The organism is Gymnodinialimonas mytili, from assembly GCF_037544085.1.
Lineage (GTDB): Bacteria > Pseudomonadota > Alphaproteobacteria > Rhodobacterales > Rhodobacteraceae > Gymnodinialimonas > Gymnodinialimonas mytili.
This window is the reverse complement of the sequence record NZ_JBBIFW010000001.1, coordinates 21,821-47,066: the sequence shown is the minus strand read 5'-3', so window position 1 is coordinate 47,066 and position 25,246 is coordinate 21,821. Positions and strand designations below refer to the sequence as shown.

The following is a 25,246-nucleotide window of genomic DNA, read 5'->3' as shown; positions in this document are numbered from 1 at the left end:
CTCCTATGGGAGAGGTCTATTTTTACCATCTGACCCGCGCGCCGCTGGAAGTCACGCTTCGGGTGCTTTTGGAGAAAAGCCTCGGCGCGGGCTGGCGCGTGGCCGTGCGGGGGCGGTCGGACGCGTTGATTGGGCAATTGGACGACCAGCTTTGGCTGCGGCCCGAGGATGGCTTTTTACCCCATGGTCGCGCGGGGCAGGATCACGAGGCGGACCAGCCCATCCTGCTGACCACCGGCGCCGCGCCGAACGGGCCCGATTGCCTCGTGTCGGTCGAAGGCGCCGCGATTGCGCCAGACGAAGTCACCGCGATGACGCGCAGCATGGTCCTGTTCGACGGCCATGATGAGGCCGCTTTGGCCACCGCGCGGGAGCAATGGAAAAGCCTGACCGCCGCAGGGCTCGCCGCGAAATACTGGTCCGAGGAAAGCGGGAAGTGGCAGATGAAGGCTGAAAGCGGCGGTGGCTGATATCCAAAAACCGGAACTCAGATCGCTCTGCATGCCAAAAATCTGATATCAGACCCTGCACGCTGATATTCGGAAACTGGAAGTCTGGGCATTTGGATATGCTGCTCGGTTATATCAGCGCTGAAGCACCAGGCGCCCATTCGCGATCTCAAGCCGCGAAAACCGGTTGAGATAGGACATCCCGAGCAGGCTTTCCGGCATCTCGCCGCGGTTCACCACCGCCCGGATGCCGGTATCCAACGTGTCTTCCAGCGCCAAAGTGTCCAGCCAAACCGGGGCGGTCTGTACCTCACCATTGGCGGTTGCGGCGCGGCCCGAGAAGATCAGGCTGTCGATATCGATGCCTGCCGCCGCCGCATCGCGGGTGGTCAGAACGATATCGGTCGCGCCGGTATCGACCACAAAGCGCGTCGGCGTGCCGTTCACATCCAGCATCAGGTAGAAATGCCCATCGGCGGAGCGGGGAACCTCGATCGTGCCGGCGGCCACAACGGATTGGCGCGGCAGAAGGTCGTTTTGCAGATCCTGCCAGAGAAAGGCCGCGACGATGGCGCCCAGGAAAATAAAGCCCCAAATCGCTGCATATTGGGCCATTTTACCCAGAGATTTGCGATGGGACACAAAGGTATAGCCGCCAATGGCCGCCAATAGCAGGCCCAGATAGGCGGCATTGGCGATGCGGTCGGGATCCTCGAACATGCCTGTGATATAGGGTATGGGCTAGATAACCTGTAGGTCTCGCAGGCCGTCGATCACAAATTGCACCGACAAGGCCGCCAGCAACATGCCCAAAAGCCGCGTGACCACATTGATGCCCGTCGGACCGAGTAAACGTTCCAGCGGTGCCGCCAGCAGGAACAAGGCGAAGACGCAGGCAATCACCAGCACCATCACGCCATGGACCATCGCGATATGCAGGGCGGTGTCGCTTTGCCCGGTCAGCAGGATCATCGAGGCAATCGCGCCGGGCCCTGCAATCAGCGGAATGGCAAGCGGGAAGACCGAAGGATCGGCAGGCGGATGGTCGGTGCGATCCTGGCGCCGCTGAGTGCGCCGCTCGAACAGCATATCAAGCGCGGTCAGGAACAGCAGAATGCCCCCCGCCATGCGGAAAGCGGGCATGGAGATGCCCAGAAATTGCAGCACGGCCTCGCCTGCGAGACCAAACAGCGTCAGCACGCCCAGACCGACCAGGCAGGCGCGAATGGCGACCGAGCGGCGGTGCCGCGCATCCATGCCCTGGGTCAGCGCCACGAAGAGCGGCGCCAGACCGACCGGGTCGATGATCACAAACATTGTGACGAAGGCGGGGATGTAGAGGCTCAGATCCATAGCTTAGCCGCGCAGCCCCTGGCTGCCATCGATCACCAGTTTGGCGCCGAGCGCCCCGAACACGATCCCGAACGCGCCCTCGATCCAGCGCGCCACACGGGTATAGGCGCGTCGGGCCAGTCCGGTGCCGAACAACAGACCATAGCCGCCATAGACCAGAAGCGACGACAGCAAGACGCCAGAAACCGCCACGGCAATCCCGCCGGGGGTCAGGCCCAGCCCGGCGATGTAGACGGTGATCGACACCCAGAGCAGGGAGGCCTTGGGATTGGTGACATTGATCAGCAAGCCATGGCGAAAGGCCTGCGAGGCGCTGCGCCCGGACCCGGTGATCGGCGCCTCCGCGCTGTCATTGCGCCAGGCGCGCCAGATGGCCCGCACGCCCAGCCACAACAGATAGGCCCCGCCCGCAAGGCTGAGCCAATGCAGCAGATGCGGCGCCCGGGTGATCAGCGCGCCGAGCCCCAGCCCAAAGGCCGCCGCCCAAAGCGCGTTGCCAAGACCAATTGCCGCCGCCGTGGCCAGTCCGGCGCGCCGCCCACCCGCCATCGCATTGGCGGACACGGCCATCAGGTTCGGGCCGGGCGCCAATTGCGCGAGGACAACGCCGGAGAACAGGGGGAGGAGGTCAAGGATCATGGGTGGGCTACGTAAAGATTGGTGTTGTGGGGCGGTATTGCGTTTGTGGGTGGGCGAGCGGCTAGGTCGCCTGTGCTTTTTCCAGGGCGGCTTCGGCTTTCATCCAAAGCGTTTCGGCGCGGTCGAGCCCTTCCATGATCTCGGCATATTTCTTTTGCCAAGTCGCTAGTTCTCCGGTGCGGCTGTCTTCGTAAAGCGCCGGGTCAGCAAGCTTTTTGGCTAGCTTCTCGCGCATCTCTTCGATTTTCGCCACCCGCGCTTCAGCTTTCTTGACCTCGGATTTCAGGTCTTTCAGATCCGCTTGGCTGAGCTTCTTGACCGGTTTTTTGGCGGGTTTCGGCGGCTTGGTGTCTTGCCCGAGAAGCGAGGCGCGGTAGGTGTCGAGATCATGCGCGTAAGGCGTGACGCCACCATCTTTCACCAGCCATAGCCGATCCGCCACGAGGCTGAGCAGATGCATATCGTGGGAGACAAGCACGACGGCGCCTGTATAGGCGGTCAGAGCCTCCACCAGGGCCTCGCGGGACTCAATATCGAGATGGTTGGTGGGCTCGTCCAGGATCAGCAGATGTGGCGCATCGAGTGTGGCGAGTAGCAGCGAGAGGCGCGCCTTTTGGCCGCCGGACAGGCGGCGCACCTCAGTATCGGCCTGATCGGCACCCAGTCCGAAGCCCGCCAGCCGGGCGCGCAGGCGCGGCGGCAATTCGCCCGGACGCTCGCGCTGGATGTGCTGCAGCGGCGTCTCATCCAGATGCAATTCGTCCACCTGATGCTGGGCGAAATAGCCGACGCGCAGCTTCGAGGCGCTGGTGATGCGCCCCTCCATCGCATGAAGTTTGTCGGCCAAGAGTTTGGAAAGCGTGGATTTTCCCTGTCCGTTGCGGCCCAAAAGCGCGATGCGGTCATCTTGGTCGAGCCGCAGGTTCAGCCGCTTTAGAACCGGCTTATCGTCATAGCCCACCGCGGTGCCGTCCATCGAGATGATCGGCGGCGACAGCTCTTCGGGTTCGGGGAAGGTGAAGACCGTGCGCGCGGCATCTTCGGGCGCTCGGATCGTCTCCATCCGTTCCAGCATCTTCACCCGGCTTTGGGCCTGTTTCGCCTTGGATGCCTTGGCTTTGAACCGGTCCACGAAGCTTTGCAGATGGGCGCGCTGGGCCTCTTGCTTCTTGGCGGCGGCGGCTTGGACGGCGCGGCGTTCGGCGCGGGTTTTCGCGAATGTGTCGTAGCCGCCGGTGTAAAGCGTCAGGGTCCGGTCATTGAGATGCAGGATATGGCCGACGGCGCGGTTTAACAGGCCGCGATCGTGGGAGATGATCAGCACCGTATGGGGATATTTGGCCAGATAGGCCTCAAGCCAGAGCGCACCTTCCAGGTCCAGGTAATTGGTCGGCTCGTCCAGCAGCAGCAGATCGGGCTGCGCAAACAGCACGCCCGCCAGGGCCACGCGCATCCGCCAGCCGCCGGAATAGGCCGAGCAGGGCTGTTGCTGATCTGCGTGGCTGAAGCCCAGGCCTTTCAGGATCGTGGCCGCACGCGCTTCCGCCCCCCAGGCATCGATGGCGGCGAGGCGTTCCTGCACCTCGGCGATGCGGGCGGGATCGTCCGACGTGTCGGCCAGAAGGGCTGCACGTTCGGTATCGGCCTCAAGCACCGTGTCGATCAGCGAGGTCTCTGAGGACGGGACCTCTTGCGCGACACCGCCAATGCGGGCTCCGGCGGGCAGGGTGATCGAACCCGTATCCAAGGTCAGCTCGCCACGGATCAGGCGGAAGAGCGTCGTCTTGCCCGTGCCGTTGCGCCCCACGATCCCGACCTTGTGGCCGGTGGGAATGGTGACGCTGGCACCCTCCAGCAGGGGACGGCCCGCGACCGAATAGCCGATATCATCGATGCGTAACATGGGCGGGGCCTACCAGAGGGGGGAACGGTCCGCTAGGGGCGATAAAGCATGCGGATCAGGGCCAGCGCGTCGTCGGGCGGGCGCTGTTCGATCCGCCGGTTCACGCGGCCATCTCGGGTGCGCTGGATCAGGCCGTGATCGACCAATGACCGCCGCAACAGCGCGTGATCTCCGAAGCTGTGGTGCTGGTTCAGGATAGCGTTCAATTCCGGTTCTCCCATATCCTGGCGCGGCGGCAGGTGGTGCCACATCGCCCAAAGGCACAGGCCCTGGATTACGGTTTGTTTTGGCCAGCGGATCATCTGGCCGCCATCGAAGCAACGCAATGCACGGCCCAACCGGTCCGAGGGTTTCGGGGCGGGGGGCGTCGCGGCTTTGCGCGTCTGTTGATTGCGGTGGCCTGCCGCTTTGGCGATCAGGTCCAGCATCTTGGCTTGGCCGGGGATCTCAGGCTGGGCCGCCAAAGCGGTGCGCAGGGATTTCGAAAAAGTGGAGAGGTCCGCGATGTAGAGCGGGTCAAGGCTGCGGGTCATGGTGCATCATCCTGTCGGGCATGCCCCCCCTGATGGGGTCCGAGTGTCGCCCTTGTCGAAGGCATGCGAGGAAAAACGCATGGAACCTTTGATTTGCGGCAGGTTTAGCTTGGACACGTGCCCGGCGACGACTGGGTGAACTGCAGACCCATGCGCGCCTGCTACCAAATCGGCGGGCCATCGTAAAGCGCGGGGATCCGGGGGCCTTTCCAAAGCAGATCGGGCATGTTAGCCCGCCCGCGAAATTCCATATGCCCGAACGGAGCACCCCAATGGCGATCCAACGCACCTTTTCGATCATCAAACCCGATGCCACCAAGCGCAACCTGACCGGCGCCATCAACGCCAAGTTCGAGGCCGCGGGCCTGCGCATCGTCGCGCAAAAGCGTATCCACCTGACCAAAGCGCAGGCGGGTGTGTTCTACGAAGTGCACAAAGAGCGCCCGTTCTATGACGAACTGTGCGAATTCATGGCGTCTGAGCCGATTGTCGTGCAGGTGCTAGAAGGCGAGGACGCGATTGCGAAGAACCGCGAAGTGATGGGCGCCACCAACCCCGCCGAGGCCGACGAGGGCACGATCCGCAAGGAATTCGCCCTGTCGATCGGCGAAAACTCGGTCCACGGTTCTGACGCGCCGGAGACTGCCACGGTCGAGATCGCCTATTTCTTTGCCGGGCTTGAGCTGGTCGGTTAGGCGCGCGACAGATGTGATTGCGAAAGGGTCGCGCCATGGCGCGGCCCTTTTTCGTGCGGCAATTGATCGTAGCGCTCCATGTGTCTGCGCAGGAGCGCGACGTTGCGGCGGTTGGCCTTGAACCCCACGTCGAACAGATCGCCAATCAGCGGGATCGAGCCCACCAGCGCGTCGATCCCCACATTGCCCGCCATACGCAGCGTCAGCGGCGTGCTGGCGCCCAATTCGCGGGCTTTCCAGATGATGTAAAACGCAGGCGCGAGGGTCAGTGTATCGCCGAGACCGGGCACCAGACCCAGAATGGAATCGTATCCAAACCGGATTGAGGTGCCTGGCAGCGTGAAGGCGCTGTCGAGCCTATCGGCCAGGTAATTCAGCCGGTCCAAATCCTTTTGCGCCTGCTCTTTGGACGAGCGCGCCATCACACCGACCGCGGCGTGCGGGCGATGATATAGACGGCGTGGACGATACCGGGGATATAGCCCAATAGGGTCAGCAGAATGTTCAGCCAGAAATGCTTGCCGAAGCCGACTTCCATGAAGACGCCGAGGGGCGGCAGGATGATCGCGATGATGATGCGTAGCAGGTCCATGACAGATCCTCCGTCAGATTGATTGATCTGACGAAACAACCGGTGATGCGCGCTTTGGTTCCGCTCTATCTGCGACGCCCGGTGCCGATCGCGTCGAGCAGGCGTTCAAGCTCGGGGTCGTTTCCGGTGGCGGCCTTAGCGGATTTCAATGCATCGAATTGGGCGCGCAAAGCCTCTTTCTCGGCGCCTTTGCAATCATTCCAGGGGCGGCCCTGCAACGCCATATGCAGCACGTAATACATGATGAAATGGGGCCGCACGCCGGCCTGTAGAATGCGCCGATAGGCGGCATCGGCGCCCATCGCACGCAGCTTATCTGCGGTATGGATGCCCGCCCTTGCAAGCATCTCGGCCTGGGCGGGGCCGATATTGCGAATGATGGTTACGGGCGCGGGATCTGCTGCGCCGACTGTATCTGTGCTCATCCGATCTTTGCCTTCGCATCCTGCCGTCAGGACGCAATGCTATCAGATACTCGCCCAATCGGAAAAGCGCACCGGGGCGGGCTTGTCTTTGGTCGGTGTGTTGTCCTTGGGCGGGGTTGGCTTTTCGGTGGGTTTTGGCATCGGACTGCTCCAATCGTTACACGGAAGATCTGTATCAAGCCTGCAAAATCTGCCGAAAGCCGGAGCGGAAATGTGACGTTGCCAGAACAAGTTGTGTGAATGGAGGAGAGTTTGAAACGCTGGTGGCCCGGCCATGTGGAAGAGAGACGGGAGGCAGGCCACCAGCACTTTGTCGCCATATCGCCGGGCGGGCCAGGATGGGAGGAGACGGCCGTGCCCTGCGATAGGTTATTTCTGCACCGCGGCGCGGCGGCGGGAAAGGGGCGGCGCGCGGCATCTGCCTTGGGTTTTTCGTCTGCATAAGATTTGCGCAGCTTCATGTGCGGGGTGAGGGCAAAGGATGCGGTCGCAAAATGCTCCAACGGGGATTCGGTGGGCGCACGCAGAAATGTTTCATAAATGGCCGCCGCCTTTCACGTCGGCTCGATGGGATCACACGGGGGCGTGTGGTGGGTGCGGGCTGTGCGGATATCTGTGCATAGGTGCACCTAAATCCCGTATTTCTCTCGCTCACGTGTATGGAAAGACAGGCCGCCCGGTCTCATATTCCTCTCATCGACGGGCCGCAGGGATCGCCTCACCGCCCGCCACTGACATTCACAGACCCGCCGGGGCCGCACGCAAACACGCAGGCCCCCGCCGCAAGATCAAAGGACTAAGACTATGAAAAAGATCGCACTTATCGCCGCCCTCGCCACCGCAATCGCCGCCCCCGTCGCCGCGCAATCGGCCTCTGATCGCGCCAATGTCGGCCAGGAGGTCGGCCTCGCCGCCGGATATGGCGCGACCGCCCTGCAGGGCAACGGCGTGACCATCGGCACCCGCGGCGGCGCCGCCCTGGAGCGCGCCTTCACCATCGGAAATGCCAGCCAGGACAGCGCCATCGAGGTGCATAACGCCGCCGAAGCCACCCTCGTAAGCGGGACGCCCAGCCACGCCGCGGAGATCTTCGCGCGCCTGGCCGCCGAATCCGAAGGCAACGATTAACCAGACCCCAAGACGCGGGCGGGATCTCTCTCCCCGCCTCTCCCCAAACCCGCCCGCGGCCCAAAGCCCCTCAGAGCATCCCCAGGCTCAGAGGGGCTTTTTGCTGAAAACCGTCAGGCGCTGGGCGCGCGTTTCTCAAGCCCCAGTCTGGCGCGCACCTCGGCCGGGCTCAGAATGCGGGCGCCGAGGCCTTCGATGATGCCGACAGCGCGGTCCACAAGCTGGACATTCGTGGCCAGAACGCCTTTTTCGAGCCACAAATTGTCCTCTAGCCCCACACGCACATGCCCGCCCGCCAAAACCGCGGCGGCCGCATAGGCCATCTGATGACGGCCGAGGGAAAAGGCGCTGAAGGTCCAATCCTCGGGCACCGCATTCACCATGGCCATGAACGTGTTCAGGTCATTTGGCGCGCCCCAGGGCACCCCCATGCAAAGCTGTACCAAGGCCGGTTCGCGGATCAGGCCCTCGGCCACCAATTGCTTGGCGAGCCACAGATGGCCTGTGTCAAACACCTCGATCTCGGGCAGGACGCCAAAGTCACGGATTTGCGCGGCCATGGCGCGCAACATGCCGGGCGTATTGGTCATCACGTAATCGGCCTCGGCGAAATTCATCGTTCCGCAATCCAGCGTGCAGATCTCGGGCCGGCACTCCGCGATATGGGCCAGCCGCGCCTCGGCGCCGATCATGTCGGTGCCGTCTTTCAGGGGCAGGGGTGCGTCGGGCCCGCCAAAGACCAAATCACCGCCCATCCCGGCGGTCAGGTTCAGAACCACATCGGTGTCGGCATCGCGAATCCGGTTCGTCACCTCCCGGTAAAGGTCCAAACGGCGCGACGGAGCACCGGTTTCGGGATCGCGCACATGGCAATGGACAATCGCCGCCCCCGCCTTAGCCGCGTCGATGGCGGCTTTGGCGATCTGCTGGGGCGATCGCGGCACATGGGGTGAGCGGTCTTGCGTGGCGCCCGAGCCCGTGACGGCGCAGGTGATGAAGACCTCGGAACTCATGGACAGGGGCAAGTCGTCCTCCAATCGGTGATGCGCGATCTTACCATCCGCCGCAGCGCGGAGTCCGCCATTTACGACCGGGCAGGGGCGGCGGGCGAACCATCTTGCCGGGGGAGCATCGCTATGTCACGCCTTAGCCAACGGGAGGATGCCATGGCACAAAGTGTGGGTGAAGCGCTGATCACATTGCTCGAACGGCGCGGGGTCGATGTGGTGTTCGGTATTCCGGGTGTCCACACGGTCGAGATGTATCGCGGCCTCGATGCCTCTACGATCCGCCATATCACGCCGCGCCATGAGTTGAGCGCGGGCTTCATGGCGGATGGGTATGCGCGGGCCACAGGGCGGCCCGGCGTGTGTCTGCTGATCACCGGGCCAGGTGTCACCAATGCGATCACCGCCATGGCGCAGGCGCGGGCGGATTCGGTGCCGATGCTGGTGATTTCGGGCGTGAACCGGGCCGAAACCTTTGGCCAGGAGGAAGGGTATCTGCACGAATTGCCCGATCAGGGCGCGCTGATGCGGCAGGTCGCGATCCTGTCCCAGACGCTGTTCGCGCCCGAGGATTTGCCGAAGGTGGTGGATCGGGCCTTTGCCGCGATGTGGGCCGGTCGGCCCGGGCCGGTGCATATTGAGGTGCCGCTGGATGTGATGCACGCGCCGGTCGCCTTGCCCGAGGCGGGCTTGGTTGAGGTGCCGAAACAAGCGGCGGGGGCCGATGCGGTAGCTGGCGCGGCGGAGGTCTTGGCGCAGGCCAAGCGCCCGTTGATCCTTGCGGGCGGTGGCGCGGTTGGGGCGGCGGAGGCGCTGGTGGGTTTGGCCGAGGCGTTGGATGCGCCGGTTGTCAACACCACCAATGGCCGCGGCATTCTGGGGGGGCATCCGCTGCGCGTGCCAGCCAGCCCCAGCAGCGCCCCGATCCGGCAGATGATGGCCGAGGCGGATGTGATCCTGGCCGTCGGTACGCAATTCGGACCGACTGATTACGATATGTATGGTGATGGCGGGATGCCGGACTTGGCCCATGTGATCCGGATCGATTGTGACGCGGTGCAGGTTACGCGGGGGCTGATACCGGATCAGGCGATCATCGCCGATGCGGGCTGCGCGGTTGCGGCGCTGGCCTCGGCCTTGCCCGGCCCGCTTGCGGATCGTGGCGGCGTGGCTCGCGCGGCTGCGGCGCGGCAGGCAGCGTTTGACGCGCTCGATCTCCGCCACCAAAGCTATGTCGGCGTGATGGATACGATCCGCGCGGCGCTGCCCGGAGCGCGGATTGTCGGCGACAGCACGCAGGTGATCTATGCGGGCAATATGTATGCCGATATCGATCAGCCCCGGGGCTGGTTCAACGCCGCGACAGGGTACGGCGCCTTGGGCTATGCCGCACCGGCGGCGATTGGTGCCGCTCTGGGGGATCCGCAGACACCGGTTGTCTGCCTGACCGGCGATGGCGGGCTGCAATTCTCCATCGCCGAACTGGGCAGTGCGGTCGATGAAGGCGTGCCGGTCATCTTTCTGGTTTGGAACAACAACGGCTATCAAGAGATCGAGCAATATATGATCGACAAGGTGATCACGCCGGTCGGCGTAACGCCCTCGGCCCCCGATTTTGTCGCTGTGGCACAGGCTTACGGGATGGCGGGTGAGGCGCTGGATGGCCTCGACGGGCTTTCTGACGCGCTAAGGCGTGCGCAGGCGGCGGGTGGGCCTTACCTGATCGATCTGCGTGTCGACTAGAGGAGCAAAGTGATGGCAACCACCCATGACGCCGAGTTGGACGCACGCAACGAAGAGATCCTGATCTATGTCGACGGTGAGCTATTGCCCAAGGCCGAGGCCAAAGTTTCCGTTTACGATAGCGGCTTCATGCTGGGTGACGGGATGTGGGAGGGGATGCGGCTTTACGATGGGCATTGGGCGTTTTTCGACGACCATATGGATCGCCTGTTTGGCAGCTTGAAGGCGGTCTCGCTCGATATCGGGATCGGCCCCGAGGACATTCGCGCGATCCTGGACAAAACCGCCGCCGCCAATGGCATGACCAGCGATGCCCATTGCCGGTTGATGATCACCCGCGGGCGCAAGGCGAAACCGTTTCAGCACCCACAGCTGAGCCAATTCGGGCCGACCATTGTGGCGATTATCGAGCATTCGAAACCCGTCGACCGCTTGCATTCCAAGGGCATTCGCCTGGCCACCGTGCCGCAGGTGCGCGGCATGCCGATGAGCCAGGACGCCAAATTCAACTCCCATTCCAAGCTGAATTGCGTGATCGCCTGCCTTCAGGCCGAACAGGCGGGCGCCGATGAGGGGCTGATGCTCGACCCCCATGGCTTTGTGAACACGACGAATGCCTGCAATTTCTTCATTGTGCGGCGGGGGGCGGTTTGGACCTCGACCGGTGATTATTGCATGAACGGTGTCACGCGGCAGAAGGTGATTGACCTGTGCCGGGCCGATGGTATTCCGATCTTTGAGAAGAATTACTCGCTCTATGAAGCCTACAGCGCCGATGAGGCGTTTCTGACCGGCACATTCGGGGCCCAAACCCCGGTCGCCGAGATCGACGGCAAACAGATCGGCACAGGCGCGCGGCCGATCATGACGCGGATTCAAAAATTATATAAGAATTTGATCGCTGACGATATTGCCGCGCAAAAGGCGCCCTAGGCGGCGCGGATCAATTCCAGCCCAGGCAGGCGGGCTTTGGGCGCTTGGTTCGCGCCTGGATGGGGCCCGACCCGCAAAACGGTGATCAGCGTGCGGTCATCGCCGAGCTTGGCCATATGCTTCACCTCGGCGCAGGTCTCGGGATTATCGGCCAGGACCGCCATGGGCCAGGCGGCGAAGCCCGCCCCGGTCAGGGCCAGCCACAGATCGTAGAAGGCATTGCCGCTGGTCCAACGATCCTCCTCGATGCCGCGATGAACGACGATCAGGGCCGTCGCGCTGTTGGTCTTTGCCGCCTCAGCGGTCAGCCCGCGCGCCAGGCCTAGCGCGTTGAGCCCTTCGAAGATCGGCGCGCGCAGGGCGATGCGAGCGCCGAAGGCCTCGATCCCACTCAATGCCAGCGCCTCGGCGGAGAGGCCATCACGGTTCCAATTCGGATCATTGCGCGACAGACGCATCCAGGAGAGCAATTCCTCGCGGAATGGGCGTTTTGCCATGAAGCCGAGACTTGCCGCGTCATTTAATTCGGCAATGGCGGCGATCTGGCTGGGATCGGTGAATGCGTAGGCATCGTCACGGTTTTGCAGCGCCTCGGTGAGGGCGCGGATCTGGGCGCCAGTGGCGGGTGCAAAGCCCGCGCGGTAGCACGTGCGGCGCCGCAACAGATCCAGCTCAGGCGCAGGGGCGGCGGGCTCACCTCCGATAGCAAGGCGCAGCGTGTCGGTGTCGGGCTCCACCCCACGCACGCCGAGCCCGCGCCGCCAGAGCGCATATTGCGTGCCGAGCAGGGCCGCCCCACCGCTGAGGCGCGCATCCTTGCTGTCAGGATCGCCGATGTGGAGCAGCCGCGCAGGGTCCAGCGACAGGATGATCCCATCGGCCCCGTCGCGATGCCAAAGAACCGGCTGCGTATTGTGGGCGGAGGGCGCCAAATTGGCCTCGGCGGCGATCTCGGCCAGGATTTCCGGTGTCATGTCAGCGCCTTATGGAACATGTGCAGTCGATGCTGGGTCCGCGCGCCAGCCTTTTCGCGCTGCGCCAGACTGGCCGGGTTCACATCGGCGATCCAGGTATTCCCCACGCTGTGATAGCCCGCTTTTTGCAGCGCCATGATGACGTGGCGCATCACCACCGGGTTCACGCCGCGCCCTTGTAAATCTGGGCGCACGGCGGCGAAGATCAATACCGCGCGGCGGCAGGTCAGCTTGTGGCGCAGGAAATGCCACGGTGTGCTGAGGCCCGGTTTCGACCCGATGCGCCGCAGAAACGGGTTGAGATCCGGCACGCACAGGATCGTGGCGACCGGTTCATTCTTGTACATCAACATTGCGGAAATGCGTTTGTCGATGATCCAGACCATATCCTTGGCTTGGAAGTGGAATTCCTCCGCACTAACCGGCACGAACATCGGATTATCGGCGAAGGCGGCGTTCAGAAGGCCGCGGGCCTGCTCCATCCGTTGCTTCAGATTGCGGCGGGTGATCGGGGCGAAGGTGAAATCCGGATCGTCTAGGATCGTCTGCTGTTTTGGACCGAGCGGGGGCGGCTCGGCCCGCGTCAGATCCAAATCGAACGTGGTCATGGGAAAGGCGCTGGCATAGCCGTTTGCCTCTAGCAGGCGGGGGATATGCGGCGCGTTCCACATCTGATCGGTATAGGGCGGGGCCTCGAATCCGTCCGTCACCACGCCGATTTGCTGCATCGCGGTCAGGTTGAAATTGCCCATGATCTCGGAATAGCCGCGCTTGCGGCTCCAGCCTTCGGCGGCCTGTAGCAGGGCGGTGGCGGTCTCGGGATCATCTGAGCAATCAAAATAGCCGAAATAGCCGCGTTTGAGGTCATGGAGATTGTTCGAGGCGCGGTGATCATGGGCGGTGATGCGACCGATTGGGCGCCCATCGCGGTGGACGGTGAAAATCTCGATCTCGCTTCCACCCTGGGTAAAGAGCGGGTTTTGCGCCGGATCGACGAACCGCGCGAGGTCAGATTTTAGCGGTGACACATAAGGGCTATCTGCGCCGTAAGCGTTGAATGGCGCCTGGAAAAATGCGTCCATATTGCCCGTTTCGATCTGAAGGTTCATGGGGTGGCGTCCCTTTCAGCGATCAGGCGGGCCACGGCGAAAGCGGCGCGGATATTGGCGCTGGACCCGTCGGCCAGGCCGCTTGGAGTGCCGACAGCCAGGGTGAAGGGCGATTTGGCGACCAACGCGACCTCTCGCGTGGCAAACCGGTCCAACAGGGCACGGATCTGGCTTTGCCCAAGTGTATCGTCACCCGGGCTTTTGGGAAGCTCCGCGCGTACCACGGAGCCGGTGGGGCCGATTGCATCGATCACCGCGGTGGCGTCGTAATCCCGCAGATCGTCGCCCGATAGCAGTGCATAGCCTTCGGTCAGGCCAAGTCGCGTGATCGCGTCGCGATAAAGCTTCAGACTCGCGGTTTGCGTGAGCGCTTCGTCCAAGGAGGCGCGCACCCGCGCGCGCTGCAATGCCGCCGAGGACAGTCCCACCACCAGCAACAAGACCAGAGCCATGACAATAGCGGCGACTTGCAAAGTCAGCCCCGGCGGAAAGCCGGTTTGCGCGCCCACGGTCAGGCCCGCCACGCCGGAGATCGCGGCGATCGCCAGCAAAGCTGCGCCGACATAGGCGCCGCTCGCCGCCCGTGCCTCAAGCGTTGAGGCGATCCAGGCCACGACCAGGGCTGCCAAGCCCGACAAGGCGGGAATGAGGCCCCGGCCAAAGAGCTGGTAATCCGTCAAAAGCAGCACCAGGATGATCGGCACCGATAGCGCGATCCGGTCGATCATCGCGTTTTCGGGCGGCGTAAACTCAGACCGGTTGCGCGTCAAAAGCAGGCTCAGGCCCGCCGCGAAGAGCAAAGCCTGATAGACCAAGAATGGGATCAAGAAAGTCGGGCTGCGGGTGAAATCCGGGATCAACGCGCCCAACGCACAGAGCGCGAGACCAATTGCGGCGGCGATCTTCACGGGCCGTGGCGCGTGACGTCGTAACATGCCCTCGGCCAAAAGCAGCGCCGCAAAGGGGATCAGGGCGGCGGCGATGATCGTCAGCGTCCGGGCCGGTCCGAATGCCGTGAGCCAGTCGATCGCGCGCAGCACGTAGAAGAACGCCGTCACAAACAGGATGGTGCGGAACCGCCAAGTGAGCCCGTCGGGGCCGGGCGCAATCTGCGCACGTACCACCAACAGGCCCAAAGCCGCGGAGATCGAGATCGTCAAATCTGCGATCAAAGCAGCGCTAAGCATCGCCCATCATCCGTTTCAATTCCCGCGCCACCAGGGGTTTCAGCAACGCCGCGATGGGCGCGGGCCAGGGCTTTTCGACCTTGGCTGTGTAAGGGTTAAAGAACCACCCGGCCTCATCGGTGACGCTGGGGCGATCCAGGATCAGACCCAGCGCCTCATAGGCCATCAATGTTCCCGTCGAGATCACCATGGGCGCGAAGGACATGCGGCTGCGGCGCCCGGCGGCGACCTCTCCGGCCAGATCCAGATCGATGTAATGGCGGCTGGTGGAGTGCAGCATCACATGGGTGGCTTCGGCCAGAAACGCCTCGGCGCGCTGGCCGTCGCTCAGCGCATTCCAGGCGGTGCCGATGGTCGGATAGCCCAGCCGTTCCTCGGGCATCGGACGGCTCGGGCGCGTGACATAGACCGAGGGCAGGGGCGCGGCATAGGCGTCGATCACAGCGCGACGCTGGGCGGCGGCGGTCCGATAGAGCAGCAGAGAGGCGCCTAGATCGTCGGTGCCGTTGATCACCACATCGGCGCGCTTCACCAGCCGTTCGGCCTCATCGGACCAACGGCCATCCAGCACTTCGATCTCGGCCTGGGGGTTGATCCGCAGGCATTGATCGCGCGTCGCCTCGGCCTTGTCCTGGTCGACGCGGTCCAACGTGCAAAAGACCTGCCTATTGAGGTTCGAGACCTCGAATGCGTCGAGATCCGCCAAGATCAACTGCCCCACACCGGCCCGGATCAGTGACTGGATCGCCGCGCCACCCATGCCACCGGTGCCGCAGACAAAGATGCAGGCGTCGCGCAGACGCGCCTGTTCGGTCTGGGTGACGAAGCCCAGATTGCGGGTGGTGAACTCGGCATAGGTGAAGGTCATCGCGATTGCAGCCGTCCGAAATCCCGGGAGGGGTTAAACCATTGAAGCGCCGGGACAATGGCGCGTTGCAGCACCAGGATCAGGCCGAGCAAGGCCAAACCGGCCAGGGACCTGCGCGGAACACTGCGCGACACGTAGCGTTGCGCCGCCGACAGATCGAGCAGCCCGATCTGCAATACGTCATCGCCCCGTTCATAATCCAGCACCGCTTTGCACCACTCGTTATAACGTGCCTCGCGGTGCTTCGGCGCGATTTCAAAGGATTTCTTCAAATCGTCCGAGCCGCCGGTATAGGCGTTGCGGATGATGAAATCACTGTCATCAAACTCGGCCTCCGCGCCGACACCAAAGACATGGCGATGATGCGCCATGATCTCACGTGCGATCAGGATCTTTCGAAAATCCTGCGGCACGGGCGTCTGAGGGGTGGGGACAACTTCGGAAAACGTCTCGCTGACCATGCCCACAACGGCGGGCACCTGAGTGACGTTCGAGATGTAGCACGGCCTGAGCCCCGCGCGCAGGAACAGCAGCATGCAGGTCAGGCCATAGAGGATCCAGGACAGACCTTTGCTTTGCACATTCGGGTCCACCATCACGAGACCAAGATGGATGACCTCAACGCGTTGATTGCCGGGTTGAGTCTGCAAATGAACCAGCGCATTGAAGCCGATCGGGCGGCGCGTTTGTGGGTCTCGGACCAGGGTGATCGTGCTGGCCGCCATCCGCGCGGGATCACCGGAAAACACGCCATAGGTCAATTCGCCCGCTGCCAAGGTCAGGCTGGCAATGCGCCGCAAATCTGCGCTGAGCGCCTGAAGCCGATCGGGCGCCATCCAAAGGCCCGGGCGCTCGATGACCTCAACCGACACACCGGAGGCCATGAATTCAAGCTCCAGGAAGGGCTGCCGCAGGGCCTTTGCAAATACTCTCACGTTGTTTTGCTCAAATCACTTGTCCCTGCCAATGGGACCAGTCTCTGCCAAGCACGACGCAAGCTCAAGGGCGCTCAGTGATGCCAGGCAACGGCGCCGCGCTGCCGCTTGCTCGAACCGCATGTTTCCCGCACGCGGTCGCGCAACAGATGATGATCTTAGAGCGGTTCCCGTCGTCGCAGGAGGGCTGTGTGGCTCGGTGGTGCGAGCGATGATATGGTTCGGGACTGCGTTTCGCCCAAGCGGAGCGAGGCAACGCCATCAGCACAGATTTGAACGCGCCGCATATGTCAAATGCGCTGACTATATCGCTAGGAAATTGGCTCCGGCGGTAGGGATCGGAGCTATTTTTCACTTGGGAATGCAAGATACTGAAAGCGCTATAATTTATAGGCCAGCCTTGGTGTCCTGAGTTGGTTTTGTGACAGCGGTGTGCCACCGGAGTGATACCTGGGTGCAAGCCTGATGCATAGCTGTTTGCATGGCGGAAAAGACTAATGCGACCGCTTTGCAAGCTCCCGCTCGACGATCGATCGGATGTTGCAAAGGTGAGCCTTCGTGCTGTTCAAAGATAGGGACTGCTGCTGCAAGGCTGCAATACGCGGGTTAGCTTTGACTTGGTTGCTTTTGCGCATCTCACTCGACAGTCGATAACAACGACCCGAGGTCCGGGCTTGGGTACCTTTCGCGTCGATCTGCCAGAGCGGGCTCGTGGTGATCCATCGGTCGCCCAGCCGGGGGTGACCGGAAACCCAGCCGACAAGAAGTGGCAGACCCATTTGGTCGATCGCGATGGCGTATTCTGATAGCAAAGGCGCGGGTGACAGATCGTCTGGAACCGGGTCGGTCAGCCAGTCGTGCATGCGGAGCAGCAGGCCATGGCTCTTGAAGGGGCGCGGGTCCAGCATCAGGAGGCCTCCTTGTTGGGGTCATCGCTGGCATCGGAGGTCAGCAGCTTTAGCAGTGCGTCCCGGTCGAGTTCGCGACGCTCGATGAGCGCCGCGGCGATGCGCTCGACGAGGTGTCTATTGGCTTTAACCACAGAGCGGGCGCGCTCCTCGGCCTGACGCAGCCGTTGCTCGACACGGTTGCGGAGATCGTCCGGCATACGGTGGCGGTCCGCGGCGGCGACCGGTTTGAAAACGAGAGAAGTTCCGAAGCCATACTCTTGCTCAAGGTCGATTGCGAGGGCGGTGGCTCCCCCAAGATCGGAGTGCTCGCTCCCGCCGGATCCCGTCGAGAGATTTCCGAGGAAAGCGACTTCCGCCGCACTTCCACCGAACCTCATGGCTAATTCTTTATCCGCGATGTCCGGCGTCATGATCGGAGGAACGGGCGAGTCGTAGCCTCCACCGACCGCCGCTATGAAACACGATGTCCGGGTTTCAGGCCGAGGACATGGCCGACGACCGCGTGACCGACCTCGTGAATGGCTTTGCGGCGGATGTGCTCGGGGTCGGGTCTGGCCACGCGCTGGTCGATAGACGAGACCACGTGGCAAAGGGCGAGCGGCTGACTGGTCCGTCGCGCGGCGCCTTTGGCGGTTCGCGCGATTGCGGCGACGTCGGCGCCGGACAGGTCGACGAGTCGGGGCGACAAATCGTGAAGGGGGATCGCCACGTTGCCAAGATACCCGGAAAGGATCGCCGCGATGCCATCTTTGTCCGGAAGTCCGACGGCGATCTTGCTGTCGAACCTGCCAGCGCGGATCAGCGCAGGATCAATGACACTGAGGTGGTTAGTGGCGGCCACGACGATGACGCCCGGCGCGTCATTGAGCTTGGTCAGCTGTTCCAAAAGCCCGTTGACGACCGAATGCATGTAGACCGAGAAGTTCTTTGCGGACCCCTGTCGCGCAACGTAGCTGTCGAGCTCATCGACAAAGAAGACCGAGGGTGCATTGGAGATAGCGCGGTTCACATGCGCGCTCATTACCCGGAGATAATCGCCCAGATGTCCGGCCTTCTGCGCCTTGGCATAGGACGTAGAGACAAAGGTCGCGCCAGCGCTCCCGGCTAGCGCTTCCGCGATCATCGTCTTGCCCACGCCCGGCGTGCCGTGGAGGAGGATGCTGGAGGAGACGTCGGACCAGTCGAGCTCAACGGCTTGCCATTGCTTGACATCTTCGACAAGATGCCAAAGCTCTTCGGTGACTTTGGGAAGGCCACAGACATCGTCTAGCGTGCGGCGCGGTGCAGGTGGCTCTGGGACTCGCGCCGCGGCGAGGCGGTCCACGACCGCGAGATTCGTCGATACATGGAAGGCGTGATTGACGATCGGCCATGGCAATGCGTCAATCCCGTTGTTCCCGGACAGCCGAGCCCGGAGTTCAGCCTCCGCGACTTCGCCGGTCGCACTGTGCGTCGCACGAAGAAGAGCGATGACCGTGTCGCGATCGAGGTCCGGCCAGGTAACGTCCGCGACTATGAGCATGCGGCCGCCTTCGGAGAGATCGCTTGGATCTGTCGCAAGAGCGACGACACCAAGGCCCTTCGCAAGCGCCTCGTCCAAGGTCTCTCGGAATTTGTCCCGCGGGTCGGCCTTGGAGAACGCATTCGCAGCCTCGAGGCATATGAGCGCGACGTGGTCGGGATACCTCTTCGTCCCCGGCGTCAGCGCTTCCCAGGCGAATGGCGAGACGAAGCCCATCGCCTCCTCCAGCCGGTCCCGGAGCGTGTTGTCCTCGATGCGGATCAGCGTCACACCGGGCGCGAAAGGCCCGATGTCCGGATCACAGTCCGGGAACCACTGCGCAAGGTGGATCGCACGGAGAAGATCGGTCTGGGGTGGATGCAGAGCCTGCCGAACCGCGGTGCCGTCGATCGCAGCGGCGTAGGGGTCGATGCCGGATTCGATCGCAGCTGCGATGTCATCCGACGTCATGTTGGATGTCGTCGGCACGCCTTGTCCGGAAATCGCGAGCAAGCGCGCAATGTCAGGAAGGCGTGCGGGGCGCGGCGGGTTGTCCGCGCCCCAAGATTTTGAAAGTTCGTCGCAGTGGCCTTCACGATGGCGATCGAGGATCGCCTTCGTCAGGCGTTTGGTAAGGGCCCGTGTCCGGGCATGCAACGAGGACGCGCTGGCGCGCGGGTTCATTGACGATGGAGGCATGGGGTAAGGTTCCGAGTAGGAGGAAGGGTTAGGACTTGGCGGACGTGTCCAGAGACGAGATCGGAGACGGATAGCGTGCGGCGATTTCGTCGAGGAGACGATGGATCGCGGACAATGCCTCCGGTCGGTAGATTTCCGATTTCACGCTAATGGCGTTGCCAAAAACACGTTTGGGAACCACCCAGTCCGGGTATTTGCGTCGCAGAACTTTGTGCGCCGCCTTCTCTTGTGTCCGGGCAAGATAACCGGACGGCATCGGATGAAATCGCAGGACTTCGGTGTGAACGTCTTTGTTGATTTTCAGATCGTAGTGAAGGCGATCTCCAAAGCGCCCACTATAGCCAAGCGTTACCACCGGAAGGCCCGGCAGATCGATCTTGAAGATTTAGATCCCGGACGGCTTCGTAGATCGACTAGGACCACATTCTGGACACGCACAGCCACCGGTACGCATGTTGCCGATGTGGATTTCATGCTCGATGCCATACTTGTGCCGATAGATCCCATAACCTTGGCGGTTCTCGCTAAGTCTCAGGAATCTCCAACCATGGAGTCTCGCTTCGTCATCGTACCGTTTGTGTCGGCACGGTTCGCAATCGACATTAACCTCGCCGCGCCCAACCTTCTGGATATGGTTGCGTTGGATCGTCTTCATGTGACCGCACTTCAGGCGGACGATACGATCATGGCGGCCACCGTTCGGATCTTGAGATATGATCTCGGCGCCGAAGCGCGCGGCGGCGGCGTCATAGGGTTTGCGAATACAAGACCGACAGTCAATTTTCTTGCTATGAAGAACAACACTTGACCGGCGAAGCAGAGGCTCTCCGCATTTTCGGCAGCCGAGGACGAGCGTTTGACGATCCTCGCCGCCGCGGTCCTGAGCGCGCTCATCGAGTTTCGCCGCGCCAGGCGACATGATAGTGACTTTCTCAGCCATGGTGATCTCCTCTTAGATCATGGTGGTTAGCGTGAGAGATGGAGTTGCCGCTCCGTCCCTCACGTGATGTACAATGAATTTATAAACTCATAAAGTCAAGGCCCTGCTGATGGGAAAAATTGGACGACCTTCAAAAGAGACCGAGCAGATGTCGCTGCGCTTGCACGTCGACACCATTGCAGCACTGGACGATCTACGAAAAACGGAACCAGACCTACCGTCGCGACCGGAAATGGTTCGGCGGATAATCGACCTGCATCTGCAAACGTATTCGAAAGATACAGCCAATTACTAATGATCGGGTAACAAAGTGGAGCTGGGATCCTCGAATCTGAGCTCTTGCTTCAGCAATCGTCGAGCAGTGATCCGTCTAAGCGCCATTGGCGATGGTGAGTTTCGCATACGGCCCAAACCTGCCGTTCGGCTAACTTGTTCGATGCTGCAGTGCAGCTCGCCAAAGCGGCCGTTCGCGGCAACCGCGAAATCCGAAGGGGCATCGAGGTCTGGTTTGCGGACATTGCTGCCGTTCGTCTAATGCGCTAGGCGCCTCGAAGAGACACAGAAGCTGAAGTGAGCAGTTAACTCAATTGGAGCCACCATTGGAAATTGCCGGACGGGCTGACGAACCTTGGGATGCGCTGTTTATCTTCCATTTTGTATCGTCGGAAGGGGACCAAGCGGTAGCAGAGAGATTGCAAAACTTGACCGCGCGCGAAGCTGGTGCAGGCCTAAACTTCGGTAAAGAAATATCAGCCGGAAAACGCAATGCACCGTGTATGATTGCTGGGTGCTTTCTTGAACAAAAGGAATGCGCTGCGCTCATTGATGCATGGAACGAGCCCGACGGAAAGATGGACTGGATGTGTTATATTCCTAACCACGGTATCGCGACGGTGAAGGATGGGATTTTGGATTGGTGGGCATTGGTTTGCTTTCAGTGTGCCAATGCGGGGATTTCTGGCTCTCGTGCGCTGCAACGAGGTCCTGCGCCAAATCGTAACCTGCCCGAAGGGTTGGCATTCAAGGACAAGTTGATTGGCTTACTGCCCGAACGCCGGTTCCCATTTCGGATGTAGGTCTGGGCTCCGCGCTGCCATCCGCCGCATGAGCCTCTAGTGTCTTAAGCCAGCCCGAAGTAGACGTTGGTAAAGAATGCCACAGGGCCGGTCACGAGAGGGAAGCGGACCTACGCCATGCTGGGGCCAAAGCCCATTTCTTTGGATCCGGGCGGCACTTGAGTATTACGCGGCAAACCTGCCAGCGGTTCTTTCGCTTTCTTTGCGCCTACATCGCTCGCGTTACGCTGGATGGCCCTGTCAAGACATCAAGAATCTGGATCTCCATATCGGCAAGGCGCGGGTCATTCATCATACCTACGGGCAGGACCTCGTTCAGATACATGTCCACATGCGCACGGGTCTCGAAGAGATAGGTACCGTTGCCATTGCCTGTTTCAGGATCATAGCTCCAAAGCTTCCATGTCAGTCCAGGGACATGGGACAGAAACGGCGCAAAACCGTCCATATCAGAAACAAAGGCTTCAGCGTCGCTGACAACAGTGAAGTTAACCTGAAGCATCACGGGCTGCCCTGTAGCTTCGGAAACCGCGACACCTGATCTCGCATAATAGCCCGCGGCGATCCCTCGCATTGCAAGCGTCGCCCCCCCATTGGCCATACGCTCGACAAACGACTGATCGACCGTCTTTTCAGGCGCTTGCGAGGCAAGTCCGAAAGCGACGGCGGTGACCGTGACTGCGGCGGTGGCGGCGGTGATCCAGATTGCTTTGAGCATTGGTATACTCCTTCAGTTAAGAGGCATATGTAATCGATGATTACTTATGTGATCTGCCGCTTGCCTCGGTCAAGAAAAAATGTAATCAATGATTACTAACTGAATGTAAGCATCTATGAATAAACGAAACAAATCCTATCATCACGGCGACTTGAAGCAGGCGTTGTTAGACGAGGCGTTACGCCATATTCGTGCCGAAGGGATCGAATCCCTTTCATTGCGGGCCTGCTCCAAGGCTGTCCAGGTCTCACCCGGCGCTGCCTTTCGGCACTTCAAAGACAAGCGCGAATTGGCGACGGCCATAGCGGCACATGGATACAGGCTGATGTGCGCCGCGATCCTCGAGTACCAAAGCAAGGCTGAGGATACTGAGATGGCCCAGTTTCGGGCTGTCGGGGAAGGATATGTCGCCTTTGCCTTGAACGAGCCAAACCTCTTCCACCTCATGTTCGCCCCAGGGCAACTTGACAGCAGCGACGAGCATCTAAAGGCGCAGGCCGCAAAGATCCCGATGTTCAGCAGAGAAGGGTCTGGTCCTTTGGGTGTCGGCGATATGCTTGTTTGGGGAGTAGTTCACGGGCTGTCAGAGCTTGCGATTCAAGGGCATTTCAAAGACTCGCTGCCCGGCGACTTCGACGGCAAGATGGAAAAATTGACCCAGGTGATGGCCGCTGTTGGCCCAAGCCTGAGAGCATTGTCACAAAAGTAGTCTGATTGAGCGATCAACGGTCTTGCCCAAAAATCGGACGTTCGTAGTCGGCGTCGTGCCTATATGGTTGGGGCTCTCACGTAGCTTGCGCCGAATAAGCCTCTAATGACCGGAGCCAACCCTCAGCGGTCGCTGGCTCAAGGGTGTCATAAGGCCGATAAGCAGGACAAAGTATGAATTTGTTGCGCTGGCCCCGATGTCTTCTTGCAAGGTGACGCATGCAAGCTGTTGTCGAAGGCCGGCAGGCGCCTCGATTTCCTTGCTAATTCCAAAACCTAGTGAAACTCTCTAAAAATGAGCGCCGCGCAGTCAGAACATCAGCCAATAATGAATACCGACTGGTGGTCGGTGGGTACCGTCACGATTGGCATTACCGTCTTTGCTATCGCACAGGGGCTGACCTATCCGTTGATCTCGCTGCTGTTGGCAGCGAGGGATGTGTCGGACACCACGATTGGCTTGAACGCTGCGGCCTTCATGCTGGGTTTGGGAGTTTCGGTATTGGTTGTGCCAAGACTGACGCGACACTTACGGGCGGGTCAGGTTATCGTTGCTGGTTTGCTCGGCGCTGCGATGTCGCTTGGCGGATTTGCAGCGACGGATAACCTGAGCGCATGGTTCTTGCTACGCTTTGCCTTGGGCTTCTGTGTCAACGCGATCTAGGTCTTTGGAGAGGCATGGTTGAATGCGGCAACGGCCGATGCAGTGCGCGGTCGTGTCTCGGGCGTGTACAGCGCCGGCATGGCTGTAGGCTTTGTGATCGGGCCGCTCGCCATTCCTCTTTTTGGCGTTGAAAGCGGGTTGGCGTTTGCAGCCTGCGCCGTGCTTGTCTCATGTGTTGCCTTCGGACTGGCCATGATATCCAGACGCGCGAAGGTGGAGCCCGAGAAGCCCGAATTATCCGATCTGCCCCGATTTGCCCGTGCCGCGCCTATGTTGGTGTTTCTTGTGGTGGCTTTCGGATTCATTGATGCGTCCGTGCTCTCTCTTTCTCCGGTGCACCTTACTGAAGTCGGTGCGACGGCGGCATTGGCGGCCACTTTTCTTGCGGTCATGCATCTCGGCATGATCGTGGCACAGCCAATCCTCGGTGTTGTTCTGGATTGCGTGGATCGCTGGCATGTCGCTACCGGCTGTCTGGCAGCAACGGGACTGGTATTCCTGGCGATAACCTTTGCTTCAATCGATAGCCCTTCCCTGTGGGGGCTGGCGGTCCTTGGCGGGGCAGCGTTCCTTGGGATTTATACGTCCGCGCTGGCAATCTTAGGTCGGGATCACAAAGGCCCTGCTTTGACCGCTGGCGCAGCGGCGTTTTCGCTGGCCTACGCAATTGGCGGGGTCATAGGCCCGATTGTAACGGGTGCGCTCGTTTCATCCTTTCCAGGAACAACCTTCATTCCGGTTGCCATCATCGGCTTGATTGGCGCCGCAATTGTCCTGACACGTAGGCCATGACTTAAGTGGTTAGCTATGATGTTCTTGCCTCGCTGAGCAACAAGTTCTCAGTTAGCTGCCATGCATACGCCGCGTAGCATTTGTAGTTTTGGGCTCAATGAAGACTTGCGGAAGTGCAGCAGCGCTGGGTTCTGGCTAAACGACCGCCATGCAGGACAAAGCAACCCTCGGCCTTGCGGAAACGAAGGTCTGCCCCGATCCGAGGCGTCAACGGACGGCCGCAACACATCGGCAAACGTCACTGCCGGTGTTTCGTGGAACAAGGTATTTCACGGGCGCACATTAAGCGGCTTTCTCATCAAGACGAATGGTCCTTCCGGGTATGATTGCAATTCCACAAATTCATAGCCAAGAGCCGCGTAAAACTCCCGCGCTGTTAGTGAGGAATGAAGCATCATTTCCGGGATTGCTCTCTGTCGCGCTTCTTCTTCAATTCTTGCAGTCAGCACTTTGCCCAACCCTTGCCCCTGAAACGCAGGGTCCACGAATAATGATCGCAGATAGTGACCTTTCAGCCCCGCCGTTCCAACAAGATTGGCACTCGCGAAACACAAAAGAATCGCCTCATTTTCAATTCTTTCGGTGAGCGGCTCCGGTTCAAAAATCGCGCACAGCATATCAATTGATTTTTGATCATAGTGCTTGGCATTTGAAACGCGGATTGTGCACTGGATCAGCCCGCTGAGCGGAACCACATCGGCAACGGTAGCCTTTCGGAATTTGAGCGACTTCATCACGCCAACCCTAGTCCGGGGCATGCGACA

Annotated in this window: 29 protein-coding genes; 10 read left to right on the top strand and 19 right to left on the bottom strand. The window is 61.1% G+C overall.

What is annotated here, in order from left to right; translation table 11 throughout:
• Positions 1–5: 5 nt before the first annotated feature.
• A complete protein-coding gene (locus tag V8J82_RS00260; RefSeq protein WP_339970903.1) occupies positions 6–470 on the top strand; it encodes a DNA polymerase III subunit chi in 465 nt (154 codons plus the stop codon).
• 114 nt (positions 471–584) lie between these two features.
• Here V8J82_RS00260 and V8J82_RS00255 read toward each other — a convergent pair whose 3' ends face one another.
• From V8J82_RS00255 to V8J82_RS00235, 5 genes are all read right to left on the bottom strand, one after another.
• Positions 585–1,169, bottom strand: a complete 585-nt coding sequence (locus V8J82_RS00255) for a retropepsin-like aspartic protease family protein (protein ID WP_339970901.1) — start codon at positions 1,167–1,169, stop codon at positions 585–587.
• Between the two features lie 21 nt (positions 1,170–1,190).
• Positions 1,191–1,802: a MarC family protein gene (locus tag V8J82_RS00250; RefSeq protein ID WP_339970899.1), complete on the bottom strand. Its 612-nt coding sequence runs from the start codon at positions 1,800–1,802 to the stop codon at positions 1,191–1,193.
• A gap of 3 nt (positions 1,803–1,805) precedes the next feature.
• Positions 1,806–2,441 carry a LysE family translocator gene (locus V8J82_RS00245; RefSeq protein WP_339970896.1) on the bottom strand — a complete coding sequence of 212 codons (636 nt, stop codon included), beginning with the start codon at positions 2,439–2,441 and terminating at the stop codon, positions 1,806–1,808.
• 61 nt (positions 2,442–2,502) lie between these two features.
• Complete coding sequence (locus tag V8J82_RS00240) at positions 2,503–4,344, bottom strand: ABC-F family ATP-binding cassette domain-containing protein (RefSeq protein WP_339970894.1); 1,842 nt, start codon at positions 4,342–4,344, stop codon at positions 2,503–2,505.
• A 32-nt stretch (positions 4,345–4,376) separates the two neighbouring features.
• Positions 4,377–4,877 (bottom strand): DUF2087 domain-containing protein, encoded by a 501-nt coding sequence (locus V8J82_RS00235; protein WP_339970892.1) that lies wholly within the window; start codon positions 4,875–4,877, stop codon positions 4,377–4,379.
• Between the two features lie 272 nt (positions 4,878–5,149).
• On the opposite strand from V8J82_RS00235, the gene ndk reads away from it, so the two are divergent.
• The gene (gene ndk, locus V8J82_RS00230) at positions 5,150–5,572 is read left to right on the top strand and encodes a nucleoside-diphosphate kinase (RefSeq protein ID WP_339970889.1); all 423 of its coding nucleotides are present in this window, start codon (positions 5,150–5,152) and stop codon (positions 5,570–5,572) included.
• Here ndk and V8J82_RS00225 read toward each other — a convergent pair.
• The 3 genes from V8J82_RS00225 to V8J82_RS00215 all read right to left on the bottom strand — a co-directional run bounded on the left by V8J82_RS00225 (position 5,569) and on the right by V8J82_RS00215 (position 6,589).
• Positions 5,569–5,994: a DUF4112 domain-containing protein gene (locus V8J82_RS00225; RefSeq protein WP_339970887.1), complete on the bottom strand. Its 426-nt coding sequence runs from the start codon at positions 5,992–5,994 to the stop codon at positions 5,569–5,571. The genes ndk and V8J82_RS00225 overlap by 4 nt on opposite strands.
• A complete protein-coding gene (locus V8J82_RS00220) occupies positions 5,994–6,164 on the bottom strand; it encodes a YqaE/Pmp3 family membrane protein (RefSeq protein ID WP_339970885.1) in 171 nt (56 codons plus the stop codon). Before V8J82_RS00220 ends, V8J82_RS00225 begins: the two co-directional genes overlap by 1 nt.
• Before the next feature lie 65 nt (positions 6,165–6,229).
• On the bottom strand, positions 6,230–6,589 hold the full coding sequence (locus tag V8J82_RS00215; protein ID WP_339970883.1) for a TfoX/Sxy family protein: 360 nt from the start codon (positions 6,587–6,589) through the stop codon (positions 6,230–6,232).
• 804 nt (positions 6,590–7,393) lie between these two features.
• Between V8J82_RS00215 and V8J82_RS00210 the strand changes: the two genes are divergently transcribed.
• Positions 7,394–7,717, top strand: coding sequence for a hypothetical protein (locus V8J82_RS00210; protein WP_339970881.1), 324 nt, complete (start codon positions 7,394–7,396; stop codon positions 7,715–7,717).
• Positions 7,718–7,830: 113 nt separating this feature from the next.
• Here the strand turns inward: V8J82_RS00210 and bcoG are convergent, their stop codons facing one another.
• On the bottom strand, positions 7,831–8,742 hold the full coding sequence (bcoG, locus tag V8J82_RS00205) for a 3-dehydrocarnitine:acetyl-CoA trimethylamine transferase BcoG (protein ID WP_339970879.1): 912 nt from the start codon (positions 8,740–8,742) through the stop codon (positions 7,831–7,833).
• A gap of 111 nt (positions 8,743–8,853) precedes the next feature.
• On the opposite strand from bcoG, the gene V8J82_RS00200 reads away from it, so the two are divergent.
• Complete coding sequence (locus V8J82_RS00200; protein WP_339970877.1) at positions 8,854–10,467, top strand: 5-guanidino-2-oxopentanoate decarboxylase; 1,614 nt, start codon at positions 8,854–8,856, stop codon at positions 10,465–10,467.
• 12 nt (positions 10,468–10,479) lie between these two features.
• A complete protein-coding gene (locus tag V8J82_RS00195; protein WP_339970875.1) occupies positions 10,480–11,400 on the top strand; it encodes an aminotransferase class IV in 921 nt (306 codons plus the stop codon).
• On the opposite strand, the gene V8J82_RS00190 is transcribed toward V8J82_RS00195, so the two are convergent.
• The 8 genes from V8J82_RS00190 to V8J82_RS00155 form a co-directional block, all read right to left on the bottom strand.
• The gene (locus tag V8J82_RS00190; protein ID WP_339970872.1) at positions 11,397–12,374 is read right to left on the bottom strand and encodes a nitroreductase family protein; all 978 of its coding nucleotides are present in this window, start codon (positions 12,372–12,374) and stop codon (positions 11,397–11,399) included. The genes V8J82_RS00195 and V8J82_RS00190 overlap by 4 nt on opposite strands.
• Positions 12,371–13,483, bottom strand: coding sequence for a GNAT family N-acetyltransferase (locus tag V8J82_RS00185; RefSeq protein WP_339970870.1), 1,113 nt, complete (start codon positions 13,481–13,483; stop codon positions 12,371–12,373). Before V8J82_RS00185 ends, V8J82_RS00190 begins: the two co-directional genes overlap by 4 nt.
• Positions 13,480–14,670 carry a hypothetical protein gene (locus V8J82_RS00180; RefSeq protein ID WP_339970868.1) on the bottom strand — a complete coding sequence of 397 codons (1,191 nt, stop codon included), beginning with the start codon at positions 14,668–14,670 and terminating at the stop codon, positions 13,480–13,482. Before V8J82_RS00180 ends, V8J82_RS00185 begins: the two co-directional genes overlap by 4 nt.
• On the bottom strand, positions 14,663–15,538 hold the full coding sequence (locus V8J82_RS00175; protein WP_339970866.1) for a ThiF family adenylyltransferase: 876 nt from the start codon (positions 15,536–15,538) through the stop codon (positions 14,663–14,665). Before V8J82_RS00175 ends, V8J82_RS00180 begins: the two co-directional genes overlap by 8 nt.
• The gene (locus tag V8J82_RS00170) at positions 15,535–16,473 is read right to left on the bottom strand and encodes a hypothetical protein (protein ID WP_339970864.1); all 939 of its coding nucleotides are present in this window, start codon (positions 16,471–16,473) and stop codon (positions 15,535–15,537) included. The genes V8J82_RS00175 and V8J82_RS00170 overlap by 4 nt, the downstream gene beginning before the upstream one ends.
• 494 nt (positions 16,474–16,967) lie before the next feature.
• Entirely contained in the window at positions 16,968–17,381 is a 414-nt protein-coding gene (locus tag V8J82_RS00165) for a DUF6634 family protein (RefSeq protein ID WP_339970862.1), read from the bottom strand.
• Positions 17,381–17,794, bottom strand: a complete 414-nt coding sequence (locus V8J82_RS00160; RefSeq protein ID WP_339970860.1) for a hypothetical protein — start codon at positions 17,792–17,794, stop codon at positions 17,381–17,383. The genes V8J82_RS00165 and V8J82_RS00160 overlap by 1 nt, the downstream gene beginning before the upstream one ends.
• Before the next feature lie 41 nt (positions 17,795–17,835).
• Positions 17,836–19,569 (bottom strand): AAA family ATPase, encoded by a 1,734-nt coding sequence (locus tag V8J82_RS00155; RefSeq protein ID WP_339970858.1) that lies wholly within the window; start codon positions 19,567–19,569, stop codon positions 17,836–17,838.
• Positions 19,570–19,843: 274 nt separating this feature from the next.
• Between V8J82_RS00155 and V8J82_RS00150 the strand changes: the two genes are divergently transcribed.
• Together V8J82_RS00150 and V8J82_RS00145 are read left to right on the top strand one after the other, a co-directional pair.
• Complete coding sequence (locus tag V8J82_RS00150; protein ID WP_339970856.1) at positions 19,844–20,392, top strand: hypothetical protein; 549 nt, start codon at positions 19,844–19,846, stop codon at positions 20,390–20,392.
• A 731-nt stretch (positions 20,393–21,123) separates the two neighbouring features.
• On the top strand, positions 21,124–21,600 hold the full coding sequence (locus V8J82_RS00145; protein ID WP_339970854.1) for a hypothetical protein: 477 nt from the start codon (positions 21,124–21,126) through the stop codon (positions 21,598–21,600).
• A gap of 208 nt (positions 21,601–21,808) precedes the next feature.
• On the opposite strand, the gene V8J82_RS00140 is transcribed toward V8J82_RS00145, so the two are convergent.
• Positions 21,809–22,318 (bottom strand): YdhR family protein, encoded by a 510-nt coding sequence (locus tag V8J82_RS00140; RefSeq protein ID WP_339970851.1) that lies wholly within the window; start codon positions 22,316–22,318, stop codon positions 21,809–21,811.
• Positions 22,319–22,433: 115 nt separating this feature from the next.
• Here V8J82_RS00140 and V8J82_RS00135 point away from each other — a divergent pair, with 115 nt between their 5' ends.
• From V8J82_RS00135 to V8J82_RS00125, 3 genes are all read left to right on the top strand, one after another.
• The gene (locus tag V8J82_RS00135) at positions 22,434–23,027 is read left to right on the top strand and encodes a TetR/AcrR family transcriptional regulator (RefSeq protein ID WP_339970848.1); all 594 of its coding nucleotides are present in this window, start codon (positions 22,434–22,436) and stop codon (positions 23,025–23,027) included.
• Positions 23,028–23,321: 294 nt separating this feature from the next.
• Positions 23,322–23,690, top strand: coding sequence for an MFS transporter (locus V8J82_RS00130; protein ID WP_339970846.1), 369 nt, complete (start codon positions 23,322–23,324; stop codon positions 23,688–23,690).
• 18 nt (positions 23,691–23,708) lie between these two features.
• Entirely contained in the window at positions 23,709–24,482 is a 774-nt protein-coding gene (locus V8J82_RS00125; protein WP_339970844.1) for an MFS transporter, read from the top strand.
• 269 nt (positions 24,483–24,751) lie between these two features.
• On the opposite strand, the gene V8J82_RS00120 is transcribed toward V8J82_RS00125, so the two are convergent.
• Complete coding sequence (locus V8J82_RS00120) at positions 24,752–25,216, bottom strand: GNAT family N-acetyltransferase (RefSeq protein ID WP_339970841.1); 465 nt, start codon at positions 25,214–25,216, stop codon at positions 24,752–24,754.
• Between the last annotated feature and the right edge of the window lie 30 nt (positions 25,217–25,246).

Coding starts and splice junctions, on each gene's coding strand:
- V8J82_RS00260 (WP_339970903.1), top strand. CDS start 6: ATGGGAGAGGTCTATTTTTACCATCTGACCCGCGCGCCGCTGGAAGTC.
- V8J82_RS00255 (WP_339970901.1), bottom strand. CDS start 1,169: ATGTTCGAGGATCCCGACCGCATCGCCAATGCCGCCTATCTGGGCCTG.
- V8J82_RS00250 (WP_339970899.1), bottom strand. CDS start 1,802: ATGGATCTGAGCCTCTACATCCCCGCCTTCGTCACAATGTTTGTGATC.
- V8J82_RS00245 (WP_339970896.1), bottom strand. CDS start 2,441: ATGATCCTTGACCTCCTCCCCCTGTTCTCCGGCGTTGTCCTCGCGCAA.
- V8J82_RS00240 (WP_339970894.1), bottom strand. CDS start 4,344: ATGTTACGCATCGATGATATCGGCTATTCGGTCGCGGGCCGTCCCCTG.
- V8J82_RS00235 (WP_339970892.1), bottom strand. CDS start 4,877: ATGACCCGCAGCCTTGACCCGCTCTACATCGCGGACCTCTCCACTTTT.
- ndk (WP_339970889.1), top strand. CDS start 5,150: ATGGCGATCCAACGCACCTTTTCGATCATCAAACCCGATGCCACCAAG.
- V8J82_RS00225 (WP_339970887.1), bottom strand. CDS start 5,994: ATGGCGCGCTCGTCCAAAGAGCAGGCGCAAAAGGATTTGGACCGGCTG.
- V8J82_RS00220 (WP_339970885.1), bottom strand. CDS start 6,164: ATGGACCTGCTACGCATCATCATCGCGATCATCCTGCCGCCCCTCGGC.
- V8J82_RS00215 (WP_339970883.1), bottom strand. CDS start 6,589: ATGAGCACAGATACAGTCGGCGCAGCAGATCCCGCGCCCGTAACCATC.
- V8J82_RS00210 (WP_339970881.1), top strand. CDS start 7,394: ATGAAAAAGATCGCACTTATCGCCGCCCTCGCCACCGCAATCGCCGCC.
- V8J82_RS00200 (WP_339970877.1), top strand. CDS start 8,854: ATGTCACGCCTTAGCCAACGGGAGGATGCCATGGCACAAAGTGTGGGT.
- V8J82_RS00195 (WP_339970875.1), top strand. CDS start 10,480: ATGGCAACCACCCATGACGCCGAGTTGGACGCACGCAACGAAGAGATC.
- V8J82_RS00190 (WP_339970872.1), bottom strand. CDS start 12,374: ATGACACCGGAAATCCTGGCCGAGATCGCCGCCGAGGCCAATTTGGCG.
- V8J82_RS00185 (WP_339970870.1), bottom strand. CDS start 13,483: ATGAACCTTCAGATCGAAACGGGCAATATGGACGCATTTTTCCAGGCG.
- V8J82_RS00180 (WP_339970868.1), bottom strand. CDS start 14,670: ATGCTTAGCGCTGCTTTGATCGCAGATTTGACGATCTCGATCTCCGCG.
- V8J82_RS00175 (WP_339970866.1), bottom strand. CDS start 15,538: ATGACCTTCACCTATGCCGAGTTCACCACCCGCAATCTGGGCTTCGTC.
- V8J82_RS00165 (WP_339970862.1), bottom strand. CDS start 17,381: ATGCTGGACCCGCGCCCCTTCAAGAGCCATGGCCTGCTGCTCCGCATG.
- V8J82_RS00160 (WP_339970860.1), bottom strand. CDS start 17,794: ATGACGCCGGACATCGCGGATAAAGAATTAGCCATGAGGTTCGGTGGA.
- V8J82_RS00155 (WP_339970858.1), bottom strand. CDS start 19,569: ATGAACCCGCGCGCCAGCGCGTCCTCGTTGCATGCCCGGACACGGGCC.
- V8J82_RS00150 (WP_339970856.1), top strand. CDS start 19,844: ATGAAATCGCAGGACTTCGGTGTGAACGTCTTTGTTGATTTTCAGATC.
- V8J82_RS00140 (WP_339970851.1), bottom strand. CDS start 22,318: ATGCTCAAAGCAATCTGGATCACCGCCGCCACCGCCGCAGTCACGGTC.
- V8J82_RS00135 (WP_339970848.1), top strand. CDS start 22,434: ATGAATAAACGAAACAAATCCTATCATCACGGCGACTTGAAGCAGGCG.
- V8J82_RS00130 (WP_339970846.1), top strand. CDS start 23,322: ATGAGCGCCGCGCAGTCAGAACATCAGCCAATAATGAATACCGACTGG.
- V8J82_RS00120 (WP_339970841.1), bottom strand. CDS start 25,216: ATGAAGTCGCTCAAATTCCGAAAGGCTACCGTTGCCGATGTGGTTCCG.